Source organism: Agromyces mangrovi (assembly GCF_030296695.1).
GTDB lineage: Bacteria > Actinomycetota > Actinomycetes > Actinomycetales > Microbacteriaceae > Agromyces > Agromyces mangrovi.
In genome coordinates, this window is the sequence record NZ_AP027737.1 from 2,617,730 (window position 1) to 2,636,857 (window position 19,128).

A 19,128-nucleotide genomic window follows, 5' to 3' on the forward strand; every position below is an offset into this window, starting at 1 on the left:
GGAGGTCAGGCCGGGCGGTCGGCCGACTCGAGTGCGTCGGGCTCGTCGTCGCGGGCGCGGCCCGAGCCGAGCGAGAGCGTCGCGAGCAGGCCGACCGCGAGGAACCCGGCGGCGGCCAGCGCGGACCAGCGGGTGGCGTCGCTGAACGCCTCGCGCGCGGCATCCGCCGCCTCGGGCGACTGCGCGTCGAGCGACGGGATCGCCGACCCGGCGCTGTCGACCACGAGCGAGACGAGCTGCTCCCGCTCGGCGTCGGGCAGGTCGCCCAGGCGCGAGTCCATCTCGGTGCCGAGCGAGCTGAACAGCACCGTACCGAGGATCGCGATGCCGAGCGCCGAGCCCACCTGCCGCGAGGTCGACTGCGTGCCCGACGCCTGGCCGCTGCTCGAGACGGGCACGTCGACGAGGATCACGCCGGTGAGCTGCGCGGTCGCGAGGCCGACGCCGAAGCCGTAGACGAACAGGCCGATCACGATCTGCCACCACGGGGTGTCGACCGAGATCACCCAGGCGATCAGCAGCAGTCCGACGATCTCGGAGCCGATGCCGACACGCACGACCCAGACGGGCGCGATGCGCCCGCTCGTCGAGCCCGCGACGCCGCTCGCGACGAACGAGCCCGCCGCGAGCGCGACGATGACCCAGCCGGTCTGCAGGGCGTCGTAGCCGAGCACGTTCTGCAGCCAGAGCGGCAGCGACAGGATGATGCCGAACTCGCCGAGCGACACGAGCAGCGCGGCGATGTTGCCGTTGCGGAACGACGGGATGCGGAACAGCGAGAAGTCGAGCATGGTGCTGCGCCCGATGCGCTGCCGGTGCAGTCCCCACCAGATGAATCCCGCGATGCCCGCCGCCGACAGGGCGAACGCGATGGGGATCGGCGAGAGCGCGAAGGGCCACGCCCAGTCGCCGAAGGCGAGGTCCGGCTCGGCGAGCCACCAACCGTAGCTGCGGCCCTCGATGAGGCCGAAGACGAGGCTGGCGGATGCCACGACGGACAGCGCCGCCCCGACGAGGTCGACCTTCACCGGGTGCTCGGCCCGCGACTCGAGCACGAACAGCAGCGCGCCGATCACGACGAGCACGCCGAGCGGCACGTTGATGCCGAACGCCCAGCGCCAGGAGAAGTACGTCGTGAGCCACCCGCCGAGCAGCGGGCCGACGGCCGCCATGCCGCCGATGGTCGAGCCCCACACGGCGAACGCGATGCCGCGGTCGCGCCCGCGGAAGGTCGAGTTGATGATCGACAGCGTCGTCGGCAGGATCATCGCCCCGCCCACGCCCTGCACGACGCGCGAGGCGATCAGCGCGTCGCCCGTCGGCGCGAGCGCCGCCACGACCGACGACAGCGCGAAGATGGTGATGCCGATCAGGAGCATCCGTCGCCTGCCGAACCGGTCGGCGAGCGTGCCGAACACGAGCAGCAGCGCCGCGAACACGAGCGTGTAGCTCTCCTGCACCCACTGCACCTGCGTCGAGGTGAGCGACAGCTCGTCGACGATCGACGGGATCGCCACGTTCACGATGGTCGAGTCGACGATGATGAGGGCGACGGCGACGCTGATGACGACGAGGCCGATCCAGCGGGTGCGGGGGAGGTCACCCTCCGATTATGCGCCCGCGAACGCGCACGACGGCTATCCGCCCGCGAACGGGGGCAGCACGTCGACCGTGCCGGCGAGGGGAGTGGACGGGGCGCGGCTCACGACCCCGTCGACCAGGAACGAGCCGTTCGCCACGACGCGCGCCATCGCGGGGCCGTAGCGCTCCACCAGCGCGTCGCGCAGGTCGCCGACGGTCGCGACGCAGTCGAGCTGCTCCTCCTCGCGCCCGGCCGCCTCGGCCGCGGCCGCGAAGTAGCGCACGGTCACGGTGTCGAGGGCGACGGATGCTTCTGGACGGGCCGATCCGCTCGCGAACGACTCAGCCACCGATGCCTCCCATCGTGCGCACGGGCCGCACGAACGACCGGTCGTCGATGCCGTGCCCGGCCTTCTTGCCCCACATCGCGCCCCGCCAGTACTCGGCGATCGTGGCGTCGTCGGCGCCCGAGCGCAGCAGGCCGCGCAGGTCGGTCTCCTCGTCGCCGAACAGGCACGAGCGCACCGAGCCCTCGGCCGTCAGTCGCGTGCGGTCGCAGGCACCGCAGAACGGACGGGTGACCGAGGCGATGATGCCGACCGTGGCGGGGCCGTCGTCGACGAGCCAGTCCTCGGCGGGCGCGGCGGGGTCGTCGCGGCCGACGGGCGTGAGTGCGAAGCGCGCGCCGAGCACATCGAGCAGCTCGCGCGCATCGACCATGTTCGCGCGCTGCCACGCTTCGTCGGCGTCGAGCGGCATCTGCTCGATGAAGCGCAGCCGGCAGCCGTGGTCGATCGCCCAGGCGAGCAGGGCGGGGGCGTCGTGCAGCGTCTCGCGCATGAGCACGGCGTTCATCTTGATGGGGCCGAGTCCGGCGCGGTGCGCGGCGTCGATGCCGGCGAGCACGGCGGGCAGGCGGTCGCGCCGGGTGAGCTTGGCGAAGTGCGCGCGGTCGAGCGTGTCGAGCGACACGTTCACGCGGCAGAGCCCCGCCTCTACGAGCGGCTGCGCCTTGCGGTCGAGCCCGATGCCGTTGGTCGTCAGGGCGAGCGGCGTGCCCGGTGCGGCCTCGGCCGAGCGCCGCACGATCTCGACGAGGTCGGGGCGGGTGAGCGGCTCGCCGCCCGTGAAGCGCACCTCGCGCACGCCGAGGTCGCGCACCGCGAGGCCGACCAGCCGGGCGATCTCCTCGGCCGACAGCAGCTCGTCCTTCGGAATGACCGGCAGGCCCTCGGCGGGCATGCAGTACGTGCAGCGCAGCGAGCACACCGAGGTGATCGAGACGCGGAGGTCCTGGGCGACGCGCCCGTACCGATCGACGAGCGCGCCGGTCTCGGGGCGGCCGTCCATCGACGGCATCGCTCCGGGGTCGCGGCGCACCCGCGGCAGGCCGAGCGCGATCTGGGTCATGGGTTCCAGCCTACGGGCGGATGCCGCGGGGCGGCGCCCGTGCGTCTTACCGTGCACGAACGTCCCTGCCGTCGTTCTCGCGAGTCGTCATGAAGTGCCGCTTCGAGGCGGGCCGAAGCGACACTTCATGACGACTCGGGGATTGCGTCAGCGGGAGGCGAGCAGCACCGGCACGGTCTGGCCGACGGCGACCTCGGTGACGTCGGCGGGCACCACGGCGAAGCCGTCGGCGGCGGCGAGGCCGGTGACCAGGTGCGAGGCCGATCCGCCGGGGTACGCGGGCACGGCGACGAGCGACGCCACCTGTGCGGTCACCGCGACGGGCATGACCTGCACGCGACCGGCGGGGAGCGCCAGCCCGCGCCCACGACGAGCGGCACGGGCGTCGGTGCGCGGCGACCGAGCAGGCGCAGGATCGCCGGGCGCACGAACATCTCGAACGACACGTGCACGGCCACGGGGTTGCCGGGCAGGCCGAACACCGGCGTGCCGTCGGCGAGGGCGCCGAACGCCTGCGGGCGGCCCGGCTGCATCGCGACCTGCTCGAACACGACCTGCCCGGTCGCGCCGAGCACCGCGCGCACCACATCGTGGTCGCCGACGCTCACGCCGCCCGAGCACACGACCAGGTCGCACTCGGGAAGCCGGTCGAGCCAGGCCCGCACCGCGTCGGGGTCGTCGGGCAGGCGACCCGCGGCGACCACCTCGGCGCCGGCGTCGGCGGCGAGGCCGGCGAGCAGGGTCGAGTTCGAGTCGGGGATGCTGCCGTGGCCGAGCGGCTCGCCCGGCGCGACGAGTTCGCTGCCGGTCGCCGCGATCGCCACTCGCGGGCGTGCGACCACGTCGAGCGCGGCGTGGCCCGCCGCGGCGGCGGCGGAGAGGTGCCGCGGCGCCAGCACGGTGCCCGCGGTGAGCACGGCCGCCCCGCGCCGCGCGTCCTCGCCGGCGCGGCGGATGTGCCGACCCGCGATCGGCTCGACCTCGACGCGCACCTGCTCGGTGCCGCCGTCGGTCGCCTCGACCGCGACCACGGCGTCGGCGCCCGACGGCACCGGGGCGCCCGTCATGATGCGCACCGCCTGCCCGCGAGCGAGCGCCGGATCGTTCGATGCACCCGCCGGCAGGTCGGCCACGACGTCGAGCGTCACGGGGGCCTCGGGGCTCGCGCCGCGGAGGTCTGCGCGCCGCACCGCGTACCCGTCCATCGCCGAGTTGTCGAAGGGCGGCACGTCGAGGTGGCTCACCAGGTCGACGGCGAGCGTGCGCCCCGCGGCATCCGCCAATGCCGGCGTCTCGCGGCGGGTCAGCGGCTCGACGGCGGCGAGCACTCGGGCGAGATGCGCCTCGACGGTGATCATGGCCACCACGCTACCGGCGGCCGTTCCGTCGTCCCGGCGTCGTCGTCCACGCGAGTCGTCACGAAGTGTCGCTTCGGCAGCTCGGATAGCGACAGTTCATGACGACTCGCGAACCCACGCGGGCGGGGATCGGGCGGTGACAGGACGCCAGCGCGGGGCTAGTGTCGCTCTCAGCGGGGAGGGGGCGCGCATGTCGTTCATCACGAGGGGCTTCACCGGGCGCGGGCGCGACCGCGACGATCGGCTGCCGCCGGGACAGACGCTGGCGCGCGACTTCCCGGTGCTGTCGGCCGGGCCCACGCCCGAGGTCGACACCGACGAGTGGGAGTTCACGATCCGCACGGAGTCGGGCGTGGAACACACGTGGGACTGGCAGGGGCTGCTCGATGCCGGCGTCGAGGACGTCGAGACCGACATCCACTGCGTGACGCACTGGTCGAAGCTGGGCACCTCGTGGCGCGGCGTGCCGCTCGACGCGCTGTTCGAGGAGGTCGAGACCGACGCCGGGTACGTCATGGCGCACAGCTACGGCGGCTACACGACGAACCTGCCGCTCGAGGAGGTGCTCGACGGGCAGGCGTGGATCGCGATCGACTACGACGGCGAGCCCCTCGACCCCGAGCACGGTGGCCCGGCCCGGCTGCTCGTGCCGCACCTGTACTTCTGGAAGAGCGCGAAGTGGGTGCGCGGCCTCGTGCTCATGGAGGACGACCAGCCCGGCTTCTGGGAGCAGTACGGCTACCACAACCACGGCGACCCGTGGCGCGAGGAGCGCTACTGGTGATCGCCGCGGTGCCGCGATCGGGCTGGCACGTCGCCGCAGTCGTGGAGGCGTCGCCCGAGACCCCGAGCGCCCGGCGCCTCGTGCTCGACGTGCCGACCTGGCCGGGCAACGCCGCCGGGCAGCACCTCGACGTGCGACTCACCGCGCCCGACGGGTACACGGCGACCCGGTCGTACTCGATCGCCTCGTCGGGCCCCGGCACGCGCGTCGTGCTCGCGGTCGACCGGCTGCCCGGTGGCGAGGTCTCGCCGTTCCTCGTCGACGAGGTGCGCGCCGGCGACGAATTCGAGGTGCACGGCCCGCTCGGGCGTTTCTTCGTGTGGCATCCGATCGAGCCGGGGGAGCGGTTGGCGGATGCCTCGGCCGACGGACCCCGCCCGGTGCAGCTCATCGCCGGGGGCTCGGGCGTCGTGCCGCTCGTCGCGATCGCGGCGGCGCACGGTGCGGCGCACGACCCGACGCCGATGCGGCTGCTCGTGTCGGTGCGCACGCCCGAGGACGCGTTCTTCGGCGACGACCTCGCCGACCTCGCGCGGGCGTCGGACGCGTTCTCGCTCGACTACGCGTACACCCGCCGCGCACCCGACGGCTGGACCGGGCACGTCGGCCGGCTCACCCGCGACGAGGTCGCGGCCGTGGTGCTGCCGGCCGACGATGCACCACTCGTGTACGTGTGCGGCTCGACCGGGTTCGTCGAGCGCGTCGCATCGTGGCTGATCGAGCTCGGCCACGACGCGCGCGCCATCCGCACGGAGCGATTCGGAGGCACCTGATGACCCATCTCGACGGCAACGCCCTCGCGGGCGAGCTCACCAAGTTCTTCGCGTTCGACGTCACGACCGCGCGCGGCCGGTGCGCGAGCTGCGGCACGATCGCCGAGCTCGCGCGCGCCATGCTGTACACGGATGCCGCGGGGCTGGTCGCCCGCTGCGGCACGTGCGACGCGGTGCTCGTCACGGTCGTCGAGTCCGACGACCGCGCGTGGCTCGGCTTCTCGGGCGTCAGCGCGATCGAGCTGCGCCGCTGACCACTTCGCGAGTCGTCATGAAGTGCCGCATCAGGGCACGTCGAAGCGACAGTTCATGACGACTCGCGGAAGGGGCGGCGGGCTGAGCTCGGCGCAGCCCGGAGGCATCCGCTCGCCTACTTCGCGCGCGAACGCGCGACCGGGCGCTGCAGGTGCCCCGACTCCTCGAGCGAACGCCCCCGCGTCTCGGGGATGAACCGCAGCACGAACAGGAACGACAGCGCCGCGAACACCGCGTACATGCCGTACGTGAACACGAGCGAGAGGTCCGACAGCGCCGGGAAGCTGACCGTGATGAGGAAGTTCGCGATCCACTGCGCGGCGGCGGCGAGGCCGAGCGCCTTGCCGCGGATCGAGTTCGGGAAGATCTCGCCGAGCAGCACCCAGACCGCCGGGCCCCACGAGACGCCGAAGAAGATGACGAACAGGTTCGCGGCGACGAGCGCGATCGGGCCGAAGGCGCCCTCGAGCACGGGCGCGCCGTCGATGATCGTCGCCTGGCTGAAGCAGATGGCCATGGTGCCGAGCGAGACCGTCATGCCGATCGAACCGGTGAGCAGCAGCGGGCGCCTGCCGACCTTGTCGATCAGCGAGATGGCGACGATGGTCACGGCGATGTTCACGATCGACGTGAACACCGAGATCGCGAACGACGAGCTCTCGTCGAACCCGACCGACTGCCAGAGCGTGTTCGAGTAGTAGAAGATCACGTTGATGCCGACGAACTGCTGGAACACGCTCAGCGCGATGCCGACCCAGACGATCGGTTTCAGGCCGAACGCCGACCCCTTCAGCGTGGCGAACTTCTCGAGCTTGCGGTCGCGCTCCAGGTCCTCCTGGATGGCGCGCACCTGCTCCTCCGGCGGCGTCTCGCCGCCGATCTTCAGCAGCACCTCGATGGCGTCGCGTTCGCGGTTCTGCAGTACCAGGTAGCGCGGCGACTCGAGCAGCGTGAGGGCGATGATGCCGTAGGCCGCGGCGGGCACGGCCTCGGCCATGAACATCCACCGCCAGGCCTCGGCGCCCAGCCAGAACGGCTGGTCGGCACCGCCCGCGGCCGCAGCGAACACGGCGTCGGAGAGCAGCGCGGCGAAGATGCCGGTCGTGATCGCGAGCTGTTGCAGCGACGCGAGCCTGCCGCGTATCGCGGCCGGGGAGATCTCGGCGATGTAGGCCGGGGCGATGACCGACGCCATGCCGACCCCGACGCCGCCGATGAGCCGCCACGCGATGAGGTCCCACACGCTGAATGCGATGCCCGAGCCGATCGCCGAGACGAAGAACAACGTGGCCGCGAGCACCATCGAGGGGATGCGACCGAACCGGTCGGCCACGCGACCGCCGAGCCACGCGCCGAACGCGCAGCCGAGCAGCGCGCTCGCGACGGCGATGCCGGTGGTCGTGGCGGTCAGCCCGAACTGGGCCTGGATCGGCTCGACCGCGCCGTTGATCACCGACGAATCGAATCCGAAGAGGAATCCGCCCACCGCACCCGCCGACGCGAGCCAGATGACCTTCCCCCGGTTGACACTGCGGACCTCGGCCATGAGGACCCCCTCCCGATGACCCGACTCTAGCGCGGCGGATGCCGCGGGACCAGGTTGCTCCCGCGGCATCCGCGTGTCGTGTCGGCCGGGTCCTCGGACCGCACCCGATCAGGCGTTCACCGGCGCGTTCGAGCCGATCACCGCCTGGATGTCGTCGGCATCGATGGGCATGCCGGCCGACGCGATGAGATCGGCCATCGTCCAGTCGGCGTCGGGGTCGGTGCCGTTCGGGCGCACGAACATCGACTCGCCGTCGACGACCGCGTGCGCGGGGGTCCAGAGCGGGTGCCGGTGGATGTACGAGTACGGGTCGCCCCGCAGCAGCCCCGAGAACACGGCGGCGACGATCGTGCCGCCGACCGGTCCGAGCCGCTCGCCCTGCTCGAGCGTCTCCGCCTCCTTGAGGATGTACACCCAGAGCGACTCCTCCATCGGGTCGAGGCCGGTCATCGGCGTGATGCCGAGCGCCGTGGCGACCTCGCTCGCCGGCGGCAGCTCCATGCGCCAGCCGCGCCGGATGTTCAGCATGGCCAGCGGGTTCGGGATCGGCCCGTTCGGGATGGTGAAGACCGAGCGCGACATGTGCGTGTCGATCTTGTGCGCGAGCTGCGGGAACCGCGGGGCGAACGACGACGGGAAGTCGAAGAACCAGTCCCACTGGATCGTGCAGTTCTTCCCCAGGATCTTGAACCCGCCGAGGTCCGCGGGTGGGACCGCGGGCATCGGGTCGTCGGCGTTGGCGAAGATGGGGCGCCGGTCGGTGTCGTCGTTCAGCCCGAACACGATGTTCAGCAGGTACTGCGCTCGGATCATCGAGTGCCCGAAGCGGTACGCCGCCGCGGCGAACTCGATCGGCATGAACGGGTTCACCGACCAGTTGTAGACGTCCTTCAGCCCGTAGACGACCTCGGAACGCCCGGTGCCCGGCACCTCGACGACGTCGAGCGCCCTGCGGAAGGTCGCCTCGGGCACGATGCGACGCACGAAGTCGTTCCAGACCATGTACTGGTACGCCCACACCGTGTAGCGCTGCGCCTCCTCGAACAGCTGGCGGCCGGTCTTCTGCGCCGCGCTCGGCGTCGCCCGCAGCCGGTCGAGGATCGCGTTGTGCAGCTTGATGAACGTGAGCTGCAGCTGCGACACGATGACGTTCTCGTCGTTGCGCGGGTCGCCGATGATCGCGATGTCGTCGCGCGTCCTCGGCAGGTCGGGCTCCGGGTGATCGGGGTTGGCCCCGCGGCCCGTGGCGAGGTAGCCGGTGAACCCGTCGTCGAGCTTGCGGATCTTGTCGTACATGTACGGCTGGTCGTCGGGACCGCGGCCGTACAGGCTGTCGAGGTCGAACCGGGGCGAGCGGAAGTTCTTCAGCCCGTTCGGGTCGTTGCTCTTCGTCAGGCTCGACTGCGGGTCGAACGTGATGTCGTGGTCGATGAACTGGCCGAAGTACGTGTAGCCGACGGGCGTGGCGCTGTCGGCCGGCTCGTCGTCGCCGAACATCTCGATCGCGAAGTCGGAGATGGCGGCGTCGCGCTCGGCGTCGGTCGCGCCGGGCGGCTGCCAGACGGAGAACCCCTGCCCGAACAGGCGGCCGAACCGGCCGTCGTGGCTGCGGGAACGGGGCACGGTGATCGGCACCGGGGAGTGGGCGGTGGCGTGACGCATGGCGATCCTCCTGAAGCTGCGTCGGTGTGTCGCGATGTGCGAGTCCGGGCCGCGGAGCCGTCGAAGGGGAACGCATCGTGTCCGCCGAACGGCGGATGCCAGCAGGTTAGGACCGCCGCCGGTCGGAGAGGTCAGGGGGAGCACCGAACTCGTGCGCCGCCCGGCGTGGCGGCGTGCCGGATGCGGTCGGCGGCCGCGTCAGAACCAGATGCCGAGGTGGGGTGTGCGCTCGGCGGCGAATACGCGGTCGGCCGTCGCCACGACGTCGGGGTCGCCGTCGAGCCGGCCCGCCGACGCGAGCACCGACGGGCGGGTCGCACCGAGCGTGATCGCGCCGAGCTCCTCGATGCCGAGGCGGATGCCCGCGGGCTCGTCGGTCGCGTGCACGAACGCGCGCCCCGAGGCATCCGTCTCGAGCACCCAGCTGCCGTGCGCGTACCCGAGCTGGTCGTCGACCGCGAGCACGAGGCGCGACGGGGCCGAGTACGTGCGCGCCGAGAGCGTGGTCGGCACGTCGAGCACGCGCAGCCAGAGGTGGTCGCCGTACTCGCTGGTCGTGATCGCGCGCGGGTCGGAGACCATCCAGCGCAGCGGCTCGTCGATGGAGCGGAGGTGCGCGCGCACCTCGTCGACGAAGTCGTGCTCGAGCACGAATCGCCAGAGCGCGCGGTACGCCTCGTCGGTCTCGGCGAGCAGCTGGTCGACGACCACGGTGCCGTGGTCGGGCTCCGAGCGCTTCACGGCGTAGACGACGAAGCCGCGCGGATGCCCCTCGGCATCGTCGTACCGGGCCGCACGGATGCCGCGGGAGCCCTCGCTGGTCGGGTCGGTGAGGCCGAGCATCCGGTCCCACAGCCCGGGCCAGCGGTCGACTTCGCCGGGGGTGCGCAGGAGGGCGCGCCGGGCGATGGCCTCGACCTCGTCGCGGATCGCTGCGGGGGAGCGGAAGTGCACGCTGCCGGCCGGCGGGGGACCGGCCCAGCCGACCCGGCGGCGGTCGACCGAGACGGTGGTGGCCGGTGCCGCGGGCGCGAAGCCGAACCGGCCGTAGATGGTCGCCTCGCTCGCCGTGAGGATCGCGGCGGGGGCGCCCACGGCCACCGCCGTGCGCAGCTCGCCCTCGAGGAGGGCGCGCGCGATGCCGCGGCGGCGGTGCGTGGGGGCGACGGTGACCGAGCTGATCGCCCAGGCGTCCATGGTGCGCTCGCCGGGAACGGTGAGCTGCGCGACCCACGAGCTGACGGTCGCGACCGGCACCTCGGGCTCGGCCGCGGCGCCGTCGTACACGCCCGTGGTGCGGCGGTAGCCGACGCGTTCGCGCGCCGACTCGGCGCGGTCGGGCGTCGGGGCGGGGGCGTGGAAGCCGCGCTCGTCGGCGCCGAGCCAGTGCGCGAAGGCGTCGGCGTCGGCGGTGTCGACCAGCGCGTAGCGCAGGCCGCGATCGGCGAGCACGGCGGTCGATGCGGTGTCGGCGGGGAGGGTCTGGTACGGCTCGCTCACCTGCTCAGGATATGGGCGTGCGACCGGTTCGGCGAGGTGGGAGGATGGTCGGACGATGACCGAGAAAGCGTATTCCGAAGTGGGGGCGGCCGTCGACGGGCAACGCCCCGTCCGCAGCATCCTGCGACTGCTCGACCTGCACCGCAAGCGGGTGATCCTCGCGGTCGGCGCCTTCGCGATCAAGGACACCCCGCTCTGGTTCCTGCCCGTGATCACCGCGGCCATCATCGACGTGGTCGTCGCCGGCGGCCCGCTGTCGACCCTCGCGATCTGGGCCGCGGTGGCCGTCGTGCTGCTGCTGCAGAACTACCCGTTCCACGTGCTCTACATCCGCCTGTTCATGAGCTCGGTGCGCTCGATCGGCGCCGACCTGCGCAACGCGCTCGCAGCTCGCCTGCAGGCGCTGTCGATCGGCTTCCACTCGCGGTCGAACTCGGCGGTCGTGCAGACCAAGGTCGTGCGCGACGCCGAGAACATCGAGGTCATGCTGCAGCAGGTCGGCCAGCCGCTGCTGTCGGCGATCATGGTGCTCGTCGGCGCGGTCACCATGACCGCCATCACCGTGCCCGCGTTCCTGCCCGTCTACGCGCTGACCATCCCGCTCGCGGTGCTGCTGCGGCAGATGCTGAAGCGCCGCTCGTTCCAGCGCAACGAGGACTTCCGGCGCGAGGTCGAGGGGTTCTCCGCCCGCGTCGGCGAGATGGCGACGCTGCTGCCCATCACCCGCGCGCACGGGCTCGAGCAGACCGCCGTCAGCCGTATCGCGACCGGTGCCGAGGGGGTGCGCACCGCCGGCTACCGCCTCGACGTGCTGAACGGCCGGTTCGGATCCATCTCGTGGGTGAGCCTCCAGCTGCTCGGCGTGGTCTGCCTCGTGCTCGCGGCGTGGATCTCGATCTCCGGCTGGCTGCCGATCTCGGCCGGCGAGGTCGTGCTGCTGTCGTCGTACTTCACCCTGCTCACCGGCGCGGCCACCAACATGCTCATGCTGCTGCCGATCATCGCCCGCGGCACCGAGTCGGTGCGCTCGATCGCCGAGGTGCTGCAGGAGCCCGACCTCGAGCGCAACGAGGGCAAGCGCCCCGTGGCATCCGTCACCGGCGCCATCGCGCTCGACCGGGTCTCGTTCCGATACGACGACGCGGATGCCCCGGCGCTGGCCGACATCGACCTCGCGATCGCCCCCGGCGAGACCGTCGCCTTCGTCGGCTCGTCGGGGTCGGGCAAGTCGACCATGCTGAACCTCGTGCTCGGGTTCCTCCGGCCCACGAGGGGCCGCGTGCTGCTCGACGGGCAGGACATGGACGAGCTCGACCTGCGCACCTATCGACAGTCGGTGTCGGTCGTGCCGCAGGACTCGGTGCTGTTCGAGGGCACGATCCGCGACAACATCGCCTACGGGCTCGGCGACATCGGCGACGAGCGCATCCTCGCCGCGCTGCGCGACGCGAACGCGCTTGAGATCGTCGAGATGCTGCCCCAGGGCTGGGACACCGTCGTCGGCGAACGCGGCGCCCGGCTCTCCGGCGGGCAGCGCCAGCGACTCTCGATCGCGCGGGCGCTCGTGCGCGACCCGCGCGTGCTGCTGCTCGACGAGGCCACGAGCGCGCTCGACCCCGAGTCGGAGGCGAAGATCCAGGTCGCCCTCGGGCGGCTCATGCACGGGCGCACGACCCTCGTCGTCGCACACCGGCTCTCGACGATCCGCTCGGCCGACCGCATCGTCGTGCTCGAGCGCGGACGCATCGTGGAGGTCGGCTCGCACGACGAGCTGCTCGCGCTGGACGGGCGGTACGCCGAGCTGCACCGCGTGCAGTCGCGCTGACCCGCCGGGCGCTCGCGGGGCGGGCGGCGGGCTCACGGGCATCCGCTCGCCTGCGCCGCAGGGACCCGCTCAGGGTGCGTCGAACTCGCCCAGGTGCCGGTGCACCGCCGAGACCGTGACCGAGCCCTCGCCGACCGCCGACGCGACCCGCTTGATCGACCCGCGCCGCACGTCGCCGACCGCGAAGATCCCGGGCACGGATGCCTCGTGGGCCGACGGCTGCCGCTCGTACGGCCAGAGGCGGCGCCCGCCCTCGGCGACCACGTCGGGGCCCGTGATGATCGAGCCCCAGCGGTCGCGCAGCACCGCGTCGCCGACCCAGTCGGTGCGGGGCCGGGCGCCGATCGTGATGAACACCGCACCGGCCGGCACGGTCGTGCGCGCGCCGGTGCCGGTGTGCTCGAGGTCGATCGCCGCGAGGCGACCCTCGTCGTCGGGGTGCGCCGCAGCGATGCGCGACTCGGTGCGGATCTCCACGCCCACCGCCGCGAGCTGCTCGATGAGGTACTGCGACATGCTGTCGGCCAGTGACGTGCCGCGCACCACCAGGCTCACGGACCGGGCGTATCGGGCGACGTGCAGTGCGGCCTGGCCGGCCGAATTGCCGCCGCCGACGATGAGCACGTCGCGGCCCGTCTGCGCGCGCGCCTCGGCGGCCGAGACGCCGTAGAACACGGTCGCGCCGATGAACGGCTCGAGCGACGGCACCGCCAGGCGGCGGTACGAGACGCCCGTCGCGAGGATCACCGAGCGCGCGTGCACCACGCCCGGCTCGGCGCCCGGGCCGGCATCGACCGTCAGCGCGAACCGGCGCGGGTCGCTCGTGTCGAGCCCCGTCACCGGGCGCGCGTGCGCGAACCGGGCGCCGAACATCCACGCCTGCTGGTACGCGCGCTGGGCGAGGTCGGAACCCGCGACGCCGCGCGGGAACCCGAGGTAGTTGCGGATGAGCGAGCTCGACCCCGCCTGCCCGCCCACCGACTCGCCCTCGAGCACGAGCGTGTCGAGGCCCTCCGAGGAGGCGTACACGGCCGCGGCGAGCCCGGCGGGGCCGGCGCCCACGATCGCGACGTCGACGACCTGGTCGGGCAGGCTCGTCTCGAGCCCGTGCGCGGCCGCCAGCTCGGCGTCGCTCGGGTCGACGAGCACGCGCCCGTCGGCTGTGCGCACCAGCGGCACGCCCGAGTACGCCACGTCGGAGTCGTCGAGCAGCTTCGCCGCGTCGGGATGGTCGGGCGCGAGCCGGTCGTGGTGCACGCCGCCGCGCAGCAGCAGGTTCGCCAGCGCGTGCGTGCGGGGCTGCGCGTCGTCGCCGATCACGGTGAAGCCCGGATGCCGCGCGTCCGCACCGCGCGCGAACTCCTCGAGGAACTCGGCGATCGCACGGTGGAACCGCTCGTCGGGGCTGTGCCGGGGCACCACCACGTAGGTGTCGATCTGCACGCCCGAGAGCAGGCGTCGCACCTGCGCGGCGGTCGTCGGGTCGGCCCATCCGCCCCACCGCATCAGCAGGCCGCGGCGCACGTCGGGGAAGGCCTCCTTCGCGATCGTGAAGACGGTGCTGCCGTCCTCGGCGTGCATCGGGTCGTCGGCGAGCACGAGCGCGAGGTCGTCGCCCGCGTCGCGGAGTTCGGCGATGCGGGCGGCCGCGTCGTCGACCGCGACCGGTTCGATGCGGTAGTCGGACGAGTAGCGGCGGTCCAGCTCGTCGCACACGACGGCGCGTGTCGCGGGTGCCGCCGCGACGAGCAGGACGGGAACGGGCACGGCGCCCGGGGTCGTCATGCCGGGGAGTGTATCGCCGCCGATCCCCGCCGCGACAGGGCCGATTCCCCGAGAGTGGCTCGGTTTCGCACTGGACAGGCCGCCGCGACCCCCGCCAGACTCGGTGGCATGAACCCGGCACCAGACGGGATTCGTACTCCCGACCAGCGCCTGCGCGTGTTCGTCAGCTCCACCCTCAAGGAACTCGCGCCCGAGCGTCGCGCTGCCCGCCGGGCCATCGAGCAGCTGCACCTCGCTCCGGTCATGTTCGAACTCGGCGCCCGCCCGCATCCGCCCCGCGACCTCTACCGGGCGTACCTGCGGCAGAGCGACATCTTCGTCGGGCTCTACGGCGACCAGTACGGCTGGGTCGCCCCCGACGAGCAGGTCTCCGGGCTCGAGGACGAGTACCGGCTCGCCCCGCCGGACCTGCCGAAGCTCATGTACGTGCGTCGCAGCGGCACGCGCGAACCGCGTCTGGCCGAGATGCTCGCCGACATGAAGGACGACGACCGCACCTCCTACGTGTACTTCGACGACGCCGACGAACTGGGCGAGCTCGTACGCACCGACCTCGCCACGCTGCTGGCCGAGCGGTTCGTGCACGCGGCCGCCGCGGTGCGCGCCGACGACCCGCCGCCGCCCGCCGCGCCGCTGCCGACGACCCGCATGCCGATCATCGGCCGGGAGGACGAGCTCGCGCTCGTCGCGTCGTTGCTGGCGCGCGACGACGTGCGCCTCGTCACGCTCACCGGTCCGGGCGGCATCGGCAAGACCCGACTCTCGATCGACGCGGCCCGAACGGCCGGGGAGCGGTACGACGACGGCGTCGTGTTCGTCGATCTCGCGGCCGCGACGGATGCCCCGGGCGTCGAGTCCGCGCTCGCCGCGGCGCTCGGCGTGCGCGATGCCGGCGACGGGCCGATCCGCGAGAAGGTGCACGTCGCGCTCGGCGAGCGACGACTGCTGCTCGTGCTCGACAACGTCGAGCAGGTGGTCGACGGGGCCGCCGACGTGCTCGTGCCGCTGCTCGCGCGGGCGGGGCGCGTGACCGTGCTCGCGACGAGCCGCATCCTGCTGCGCCTCCGCGGCGAGCACGCGGTCGAGGTCGGTCCGCTGGCGGTGCCCGACGCGGTCACCGACGACCCGCTGGAGGCGGCCGAGCACCCGGCGATCGCGCTGTTCACGCTGCGCGCCCGCGCCGTGAAGCCCGACTTCGAGCTCACCGACGAGAACACGGCGGCGGTCATCGCGATCTGCCGGGCCCTCGACGGCGTGCCGCTCGCGATCGAGCTCGCTGCCGCCCGCGTGCGGCTGCTCACCCCGGCCGACCTGCTCGACCGGCTCGACCGGAGCCTCGCGGTGCTCGCCGGTGGCGCGCGCGACCTGCCCGCCCGGCAGCGCACCATGCGCTCGACGATCGACTGGAGCACGCAGCTGCTCACCGCCCCGCAGCGGGCGCTCCTCGCCCGGCTCGGCGTGTTCGCCGGCCCGTTCTCGTTCGAGGGGGCCGAGTGGATGGCCGACGACGTGCCCGATGCGCTCGTGCTCGACGACCTGGGCGCCCTGGTCGATGGCAGCCTCGTGCACCAGCGGGAGCGCGCCGACCACGCCGCGTTCCGCATGCTGGTGGTGGTGCGCGAGTACGCGCACGAACTGCTCGCGGCCGAGGCCGACGACGCCGTGCAGCGCGCCCGCGAGCGCCACGCCGACTGGGTGCTCCGGCTCGCCGACGAGGCCGAGCTCGCGCTCGAGGGCGATGCCCAGCTCGACTGGATGCAGCGGCTCGCCGACGCGACCGGCGACATCCGCGCCGCCGTGCGGTTCCTGCTCGACGAGCGGCGGTGGGAGCCGGTCGCCGAGCTGACCTGGGACCTGTTCGTCTACTGGTGGATCGGCGGGCACCTCGGCGAGGTGCGCGGGTGGATGGACGAGGTGCTCGACCGCGCCGAGACGCTCGACGACCGCACCCGCGCCATCGCCCTCTACTTCACCCGCGCGATCGGCTTCTGGCAGGACGAGACGGGCGACATCGCCGCCGACCTCGACGAGAGCGCGCGCCTGTTCCGCTCGGTCGGCGAGCCGAGCGGCGAGGCGCTCGCGCTCATCTCCTCGGCACTCGCCGTGCTCGGGGCGCCGCAGCCCGACGTGGCGCGCGCCGACGGGGCGCTCGCCACGAGCCTCGAGCGGTTCCGCGAGGCGGGCGACCGCTGGGGCGAGGCGATGGCGCTCGTGACGCTCGGACGGGTCGCGATCTTCCGGCAGCAGGTGCCCGACGCGATGGCGCGCTTCGACGAGAGCCTCACGGTCTCGCGCCGGCAGGACGACCGGCTCGGCGAGGAGATCGCGTTGCACCACCTCGGCTGGGCCGACCTGCTCGTCGGCGACCCCGCCGGCGCGGGGGAGCGGTTCACGCAGAGCCTCGCGCTGGCCGTCGAGCTCGCCCACGACGAGGGCATCGCGTACGGCCTCGAGGGCGAGCTCGCGGTCGCCGCCTCGACCGGTCGCATCGCCCGGGCGGGCGTGCTGCTCGGGGCATCCGAGGTCGTGCGCGAACGCACCGGCCTGTACAACGCGCAGTCGTTCAGCTTCCACCGCCCGATCGTCGACGGTGTCCGCGCGACCGCGGCGGGCGACCTGCTCGAGCGGGCGCGGCTGGCCGGGCGGGAGATGCGCGTGGACGACGCCGTCGCGATCGCGCTGGAGGATCGCGACCCGGAGCTGCCCGAGGAATCCGCTTCGACCGCCCCCGACGCAGTCGGCGAGGCCTCCCGTGACGCCCCCGCCCGTCGTCGCCGACGACCGCGTGCTGACCTACACCCGCGTGCTCGCGGTCGTGATCGTGCCCTTCCTGGTCGTCGCGGCGGTGCTGCTCTACGTGTTCCCCGGCTCGACCGACGTGACCTTCTCGTGGACCGTCGTGCCGGCGCCGAGCGCGATGTTCCTCGCGTCGGCGTACATCGGGGGCATCTGGTTCTTCCTGCTCGTCCTGCGCGTGGGCCGCTGGCACCGGGTGCGCCACGGGTTCCCTGCCGTGCTCGTGTTCGCCACGCTCGCGGGCGTCGCGACCTTCCTGCACTGGGATCGCTTCCACTTCGGGCACGTCTCGTTCATCACGTGGGTCGTGCTGTACGTCACGACGCCGTTCCTCGTCGCCGCGGCGATGCTGCTGCAGCGCGGGCAGGACCCGGGGACTCCCGAGCAGCGCGACGTCGACATTCCGAGGGGCTGGCGGATGCTGCTGGTCGTCGTCGGCCTCGCCGCGACCGTCACCGGGCTGTTGCTCTTCGTCGTGCCCGACCTGCTCGTCGACGCGTGGGGGTGGGAGCTCACGCCGCTCACCGCGCGTATCGTGGGCACCGTGCTGACGCTGCCGGGGATGGTCAACGTGTGGATGCTGCGCGACGCCCGCTGGTCGGCGTACCGGTGGGTGTTCCAGGCGCAGCTCGTGAGCCTCGGGGCCATCCTGCTCGCCGTCGCGCTCGCCTCCGGTGACCTGCTCTGGGATCGCCCGGCCGCGTGGATCGTCACCATCGGATTCGCCGTCTCGTTCGTCGCGTACCTCGCGTTCTACGTGGTGTTCGACCGCCTGGCCCGCCGAGCCGCGGGCACGGCGTCGTGACCCCGCTCGCCGCGCTCGAGGAGATCGCGTTCCTGCTGGAGCGCGACCTCGCCTCGTCGTATCGCACGAAGGCGTTCCGCGGTGCGGCCGCGGCGATCGACGGCGTCTCCGACGAGGAGCTGCGCGCGCGGGCGGCCGAGGGGTCGCTGAAGCGCATCGCCGGTGTCGGCGACCGGACGGCCGGCGTGATCGCCGAGGCGCTCGCCGGCGAGGTGCCCGAGTACCTGCGCGACCTGCGGGAGAAGCTGGGGCAGGCGGTGCCGGATGCCACGGGGCTGCACGCCCGCCTGCGCGGCGACCTGCACTCGCACAGCGAGTGGTCCGACGGCACGACGCCCATCGCCACGATGGCGCGCGCCGCCGACCTCGTCGGGCTCGAGTACCTCGTGCTGACCGACCACTCGCCGAGCCTGCGCGTCGCGAACGGGCTGTCGGCCGAGCGGCTGGCCGAGCAGCTCGACGTCGTGGAGGCGTTGAACGCTTCGCGCGCGGGCGACGGTGGTGCGCGGGTGCTCTCCGGCATCGAGGTCGACATCCTCGAGGACGGCTCGCTCGACCAGACCCCTGCGGTGCTCGCGCACCTCGACGTGGTCGTCGCGAGCGTGCACTCGAAGCTGCGCTCCGAGCGTGCGGTCATGACCGAGCGGATGCTGCGTGCCATCGAGCATCCGTTCACCAACGTGCTCGGGCACTGCACCGGCCAGAAGGTCGAGGGCGGCCGGGTGCGCCCGCCGTCGGAGTTCGACGCCGAGGCCGTGTTCGCCGCGTGCGCCGAGCACGACGTCGCGGTCGAGATCAACTCGCGGCCTGAGCGGCGCGACCCGCCCGACGAGCTGATCGCGCTCGCGATCGAGGCCGGATGCCTCTTCAGCATCGACTCCGACGGCCACGCACCCGGGCACCTGTCGTTCCTCGGCCTCGGGGCGGCGCGCGCCGAGGCGGCCGGCGTCCCCGAGGACCGCATCGTCACGACCTGGCCGGTCGAGCGCCTGCTCGAGTGGTCGCGCGCGGGGCGCACCGCGGCCTGACGGGCGCGGTGTGCCTGACG

16 protein-coding genes are annotated in these 19,128 nt (G+C 73.0%); 7 read left to right on the forward strand and 9 right to left on the reverse strand.

Annotation, left to right across the window (positions count from 1 at the left end):
- Positions 1-5 precede the first annotated feature (5 nt).
- From QUE38_RS12445 to QUE38_RS12465, 5 genes are all read right to left on the reverse strand, one after another.
- Positions 6-1,580, reverse strand: coding sequence for a DHA2 family efflux MFS transporter permease subunit (locus tag QUE38_RS12445; protein WP_286311820.1), 1,575 nt, complete (start codon positions 1,578-1,580; stop codon positions 6-8).
- Between the two features lie 57 nt (positions 1,581-1,637).
- The gene (locus QUE38_RS12450) at positions 1,638-1,931 is read right to left on the reverse strand and encodes a MoaD/ThiS family protein (RefSeq protein ID WP_286308558.1); all 294 of its coding nucleotides are present in this window, start codon (positions 1,929-1,931) and stop codon (positions 1,638-1,640) included.
- The gene (gene moaA / locus QUE38_RS12455; RefSeq protein WP_286308559.1) at positions 1,924-2,991 is read right to left on the reverse strand and encodes a GTP 3',8-cyclase MoaA; all 1,068 of its coding nucleotides are present in this window, start codon (positions 2,989-2,991) and stop codon (positions 1,924-1,926) included. The genes QUE38_RS12450 and moaA overlap by 8 nt, the downstream gene beginning before the upstream one ends.
- 147 nt (positions 2,992-3,138) lie before the next feature.
- Positions 3,139-3,318, reverse strand: a complete 180-nt coding sequence (locus QUE38_RS12460; RefSeq protein WP_286308561.1) for a hypothetical protein — start codon at positions 3,316-3,318, stop codon at positions 3,139-3,141.
- Positions 3,303-4,349, reverse strand: a complete 1,047-nt coding sequence (locus tag QUE38_RS12465) for a molybdopterin molybdotransferase MoeA (protein WP_286308563.1) — start codon at positions 4,347-4,349, stop codon at positions 3,303-3,305. The genes QUE38_RS12460 and QUE38_RS12465 overlap by 16 nt, the downstream gene beginning before the upstream one ends.
- A 190-nt stretch (positions 4,350-4,539) precedes the next feature.
- On the opposite strand from QUE38_RS12465, the gene QUE38_RS12470 reads away from it, so the two are divergent.
- Genes QUE38_RS12470 through QUE38_RS12480 form a run of 3 tightly spaced genes read left to right on the forward strand, consistent with a single transcriptional unit; the run spans position 4,540 to position 6,160 of the window.
- Complete coding sequence (locus tag QUE38_RS12470; RefSeq protein WP_286308564.1) at positions 4,540-5,133, forward strand: sulfite oxidase-like oxidoreductase; 594 nt, start codon at positions 4,540-4,542, stop codon at positions 5,131-5,133.
- A complete protein-coding gene (locus tag QUE38_RS12475; protein WP_350227475.1) occupies positions 5,130-5,906 on the forward strand; it encodes an FAD-binding oxidoreductase in 777 nt (258 codons plus the stop codon). The genes QUE38_RS12470 and QUE38_RS12475 overlap by 4 nt, the downstream gene beginning before the upstream one ends.
- Positions 5,906-6,160, forward strand: coding sequence for a DUF6510 family protein (locus QUE38_RS12480; RefSeq protein ID WP_286308566.1), 255 nt, complete (start codon positions 5,906-5,908; stop codon positions 6,158-6,160). Before QUE38_RS12475 ends, QUE38_RS12480 begins: the two co-directional genes overlap by 1 nt.
- Positions 6,161-6,276: 116 nt before the next feature.
- Here QUE38_RS12480 and QUE38_RS12485 read toward each other — a convergent pair whose 3' ends face one another.
- From QUE38_RS12485 to QUE38_RS12495, 3 genes are all read right to left on the reverse strand, one after another.
- Positions 6,277-7,707 carry a sugar porter family MFS transporter gene (locus QUE38_RS12485; protein WP_286308567.1) on the reverse strand — a complete coding sequence of 477 codons (1,431 nt, stop codon included), beginning with the start codon at positions 7,705-7,707 and terminating at the stop codon, positions 6,277-6,279.
- 108 nt (positions 7,708-7,815) lie between these two features.
- Positions 7,816-9,369: a peroxidase family protein gene (locus QUE38_RS12490; RefSeq protein WP_286308568.1), complete on the reverse strand. Its 1,554-nt coding sequence runs from the start codon at positions 9,367-9,369 to the stop codon at positions 7,816-7,818.
- Between the two features lie 198 nt (positions 9,370-9,567).
- On the reverse strand, positions 9,568-10,869 hold the full coding sequence (locus QUE38_RS12495; RefSeq protein ID WP_286308571.1) for a GNAT family N-acetyltransferase: 1,302 nt from the start codon (positions 10,867-10,869) through the stop codon (positions 9,568-9,570).
- A 55-nt stretch (positions 10,870-10,924) separates the two neighbouring features.
- Here QUE38_RS12495 and QUE38_RS12500 point away from each other — a divergent pair, with 55 nt between their 5' ends.
- Entirely contained in the window at positions 10,925-12,694 is a 1,770-nt protein-coding gene (locus QUE38_RS12500; protein WP_286308572.1) for an ABC transporter ATP-binding protein, read from the forward strand.
- 69 nt (positions 12,695-12,763) lie between these two features.
- Here QUE38_RS12500 and QUE38_RS12505 read toward each other — a convergent pair whose 3' ends face one another.
- Positions 12,764-14,479, reverse strand: a complete 1,716-nt coding sequence (locus QUE38_RS12505; RefSeq protein ID WP_286308573.1) for an NAD(P)/FAD-dependent oxidoreductase — start codon at positions 14,477-14,479, stop codon at positions 12,764-12,766.
- Between the two features lie 108 nt (positions 14,480-14,587).
- Between QUE38_RS12505 and QUE38_RS12510 the strand changes: the two genes are divergently transcribed.
- Genes QUE38_RS12510 through QUE38_RS12520 form a run of 3 tightly spaced genes read left to right on the forward strand, consistent with a single transcriptional unit; the run spans position 14,588 to position 19,108 of the window.
- On the forward strand, positions 14,588-17,953 hold the full coding sequence (locus tag QUE38_RS12510; RefSeq protein ID WP_286308575.1) for an ATP-binding protein: 3,366 nt from the start codon (positions 14,588-14,590) through the stop codon (positions 17,951-17,953).
- Positions 17,907-18,080 (forward strand): hypothetical protein, encoded by a 174-nt coding sequence (locus QUE38_RS12515; protein ID WP_286308576.1) that lies wholly within the window; start codon positions 17,907-17,909, stop codon positions 18,078-18,080. The genes QUE38_RS12510 and QUE38_RS12515 overlap by 47 nt, the downstream gene beginning before the upstream one ends.
- Positions 18,077-19,108: a PHP domain-containing protein gene (locus tag QUE38_RS12520; protein ID WP_286308578.1), complete on the forward strand. Its 1,032-nt coding sequence runs from the start codon at positions 18,077-18,079 to the stop codon at positions 19,106-19,108. The genes QUE38_RS12515 and QUE38_RS12520 overlap by 4 nt, the downstream gene beginning before the upstream one ends.
- Positions 19,109-19,128 lie beyond the last annotated feature (20 nt).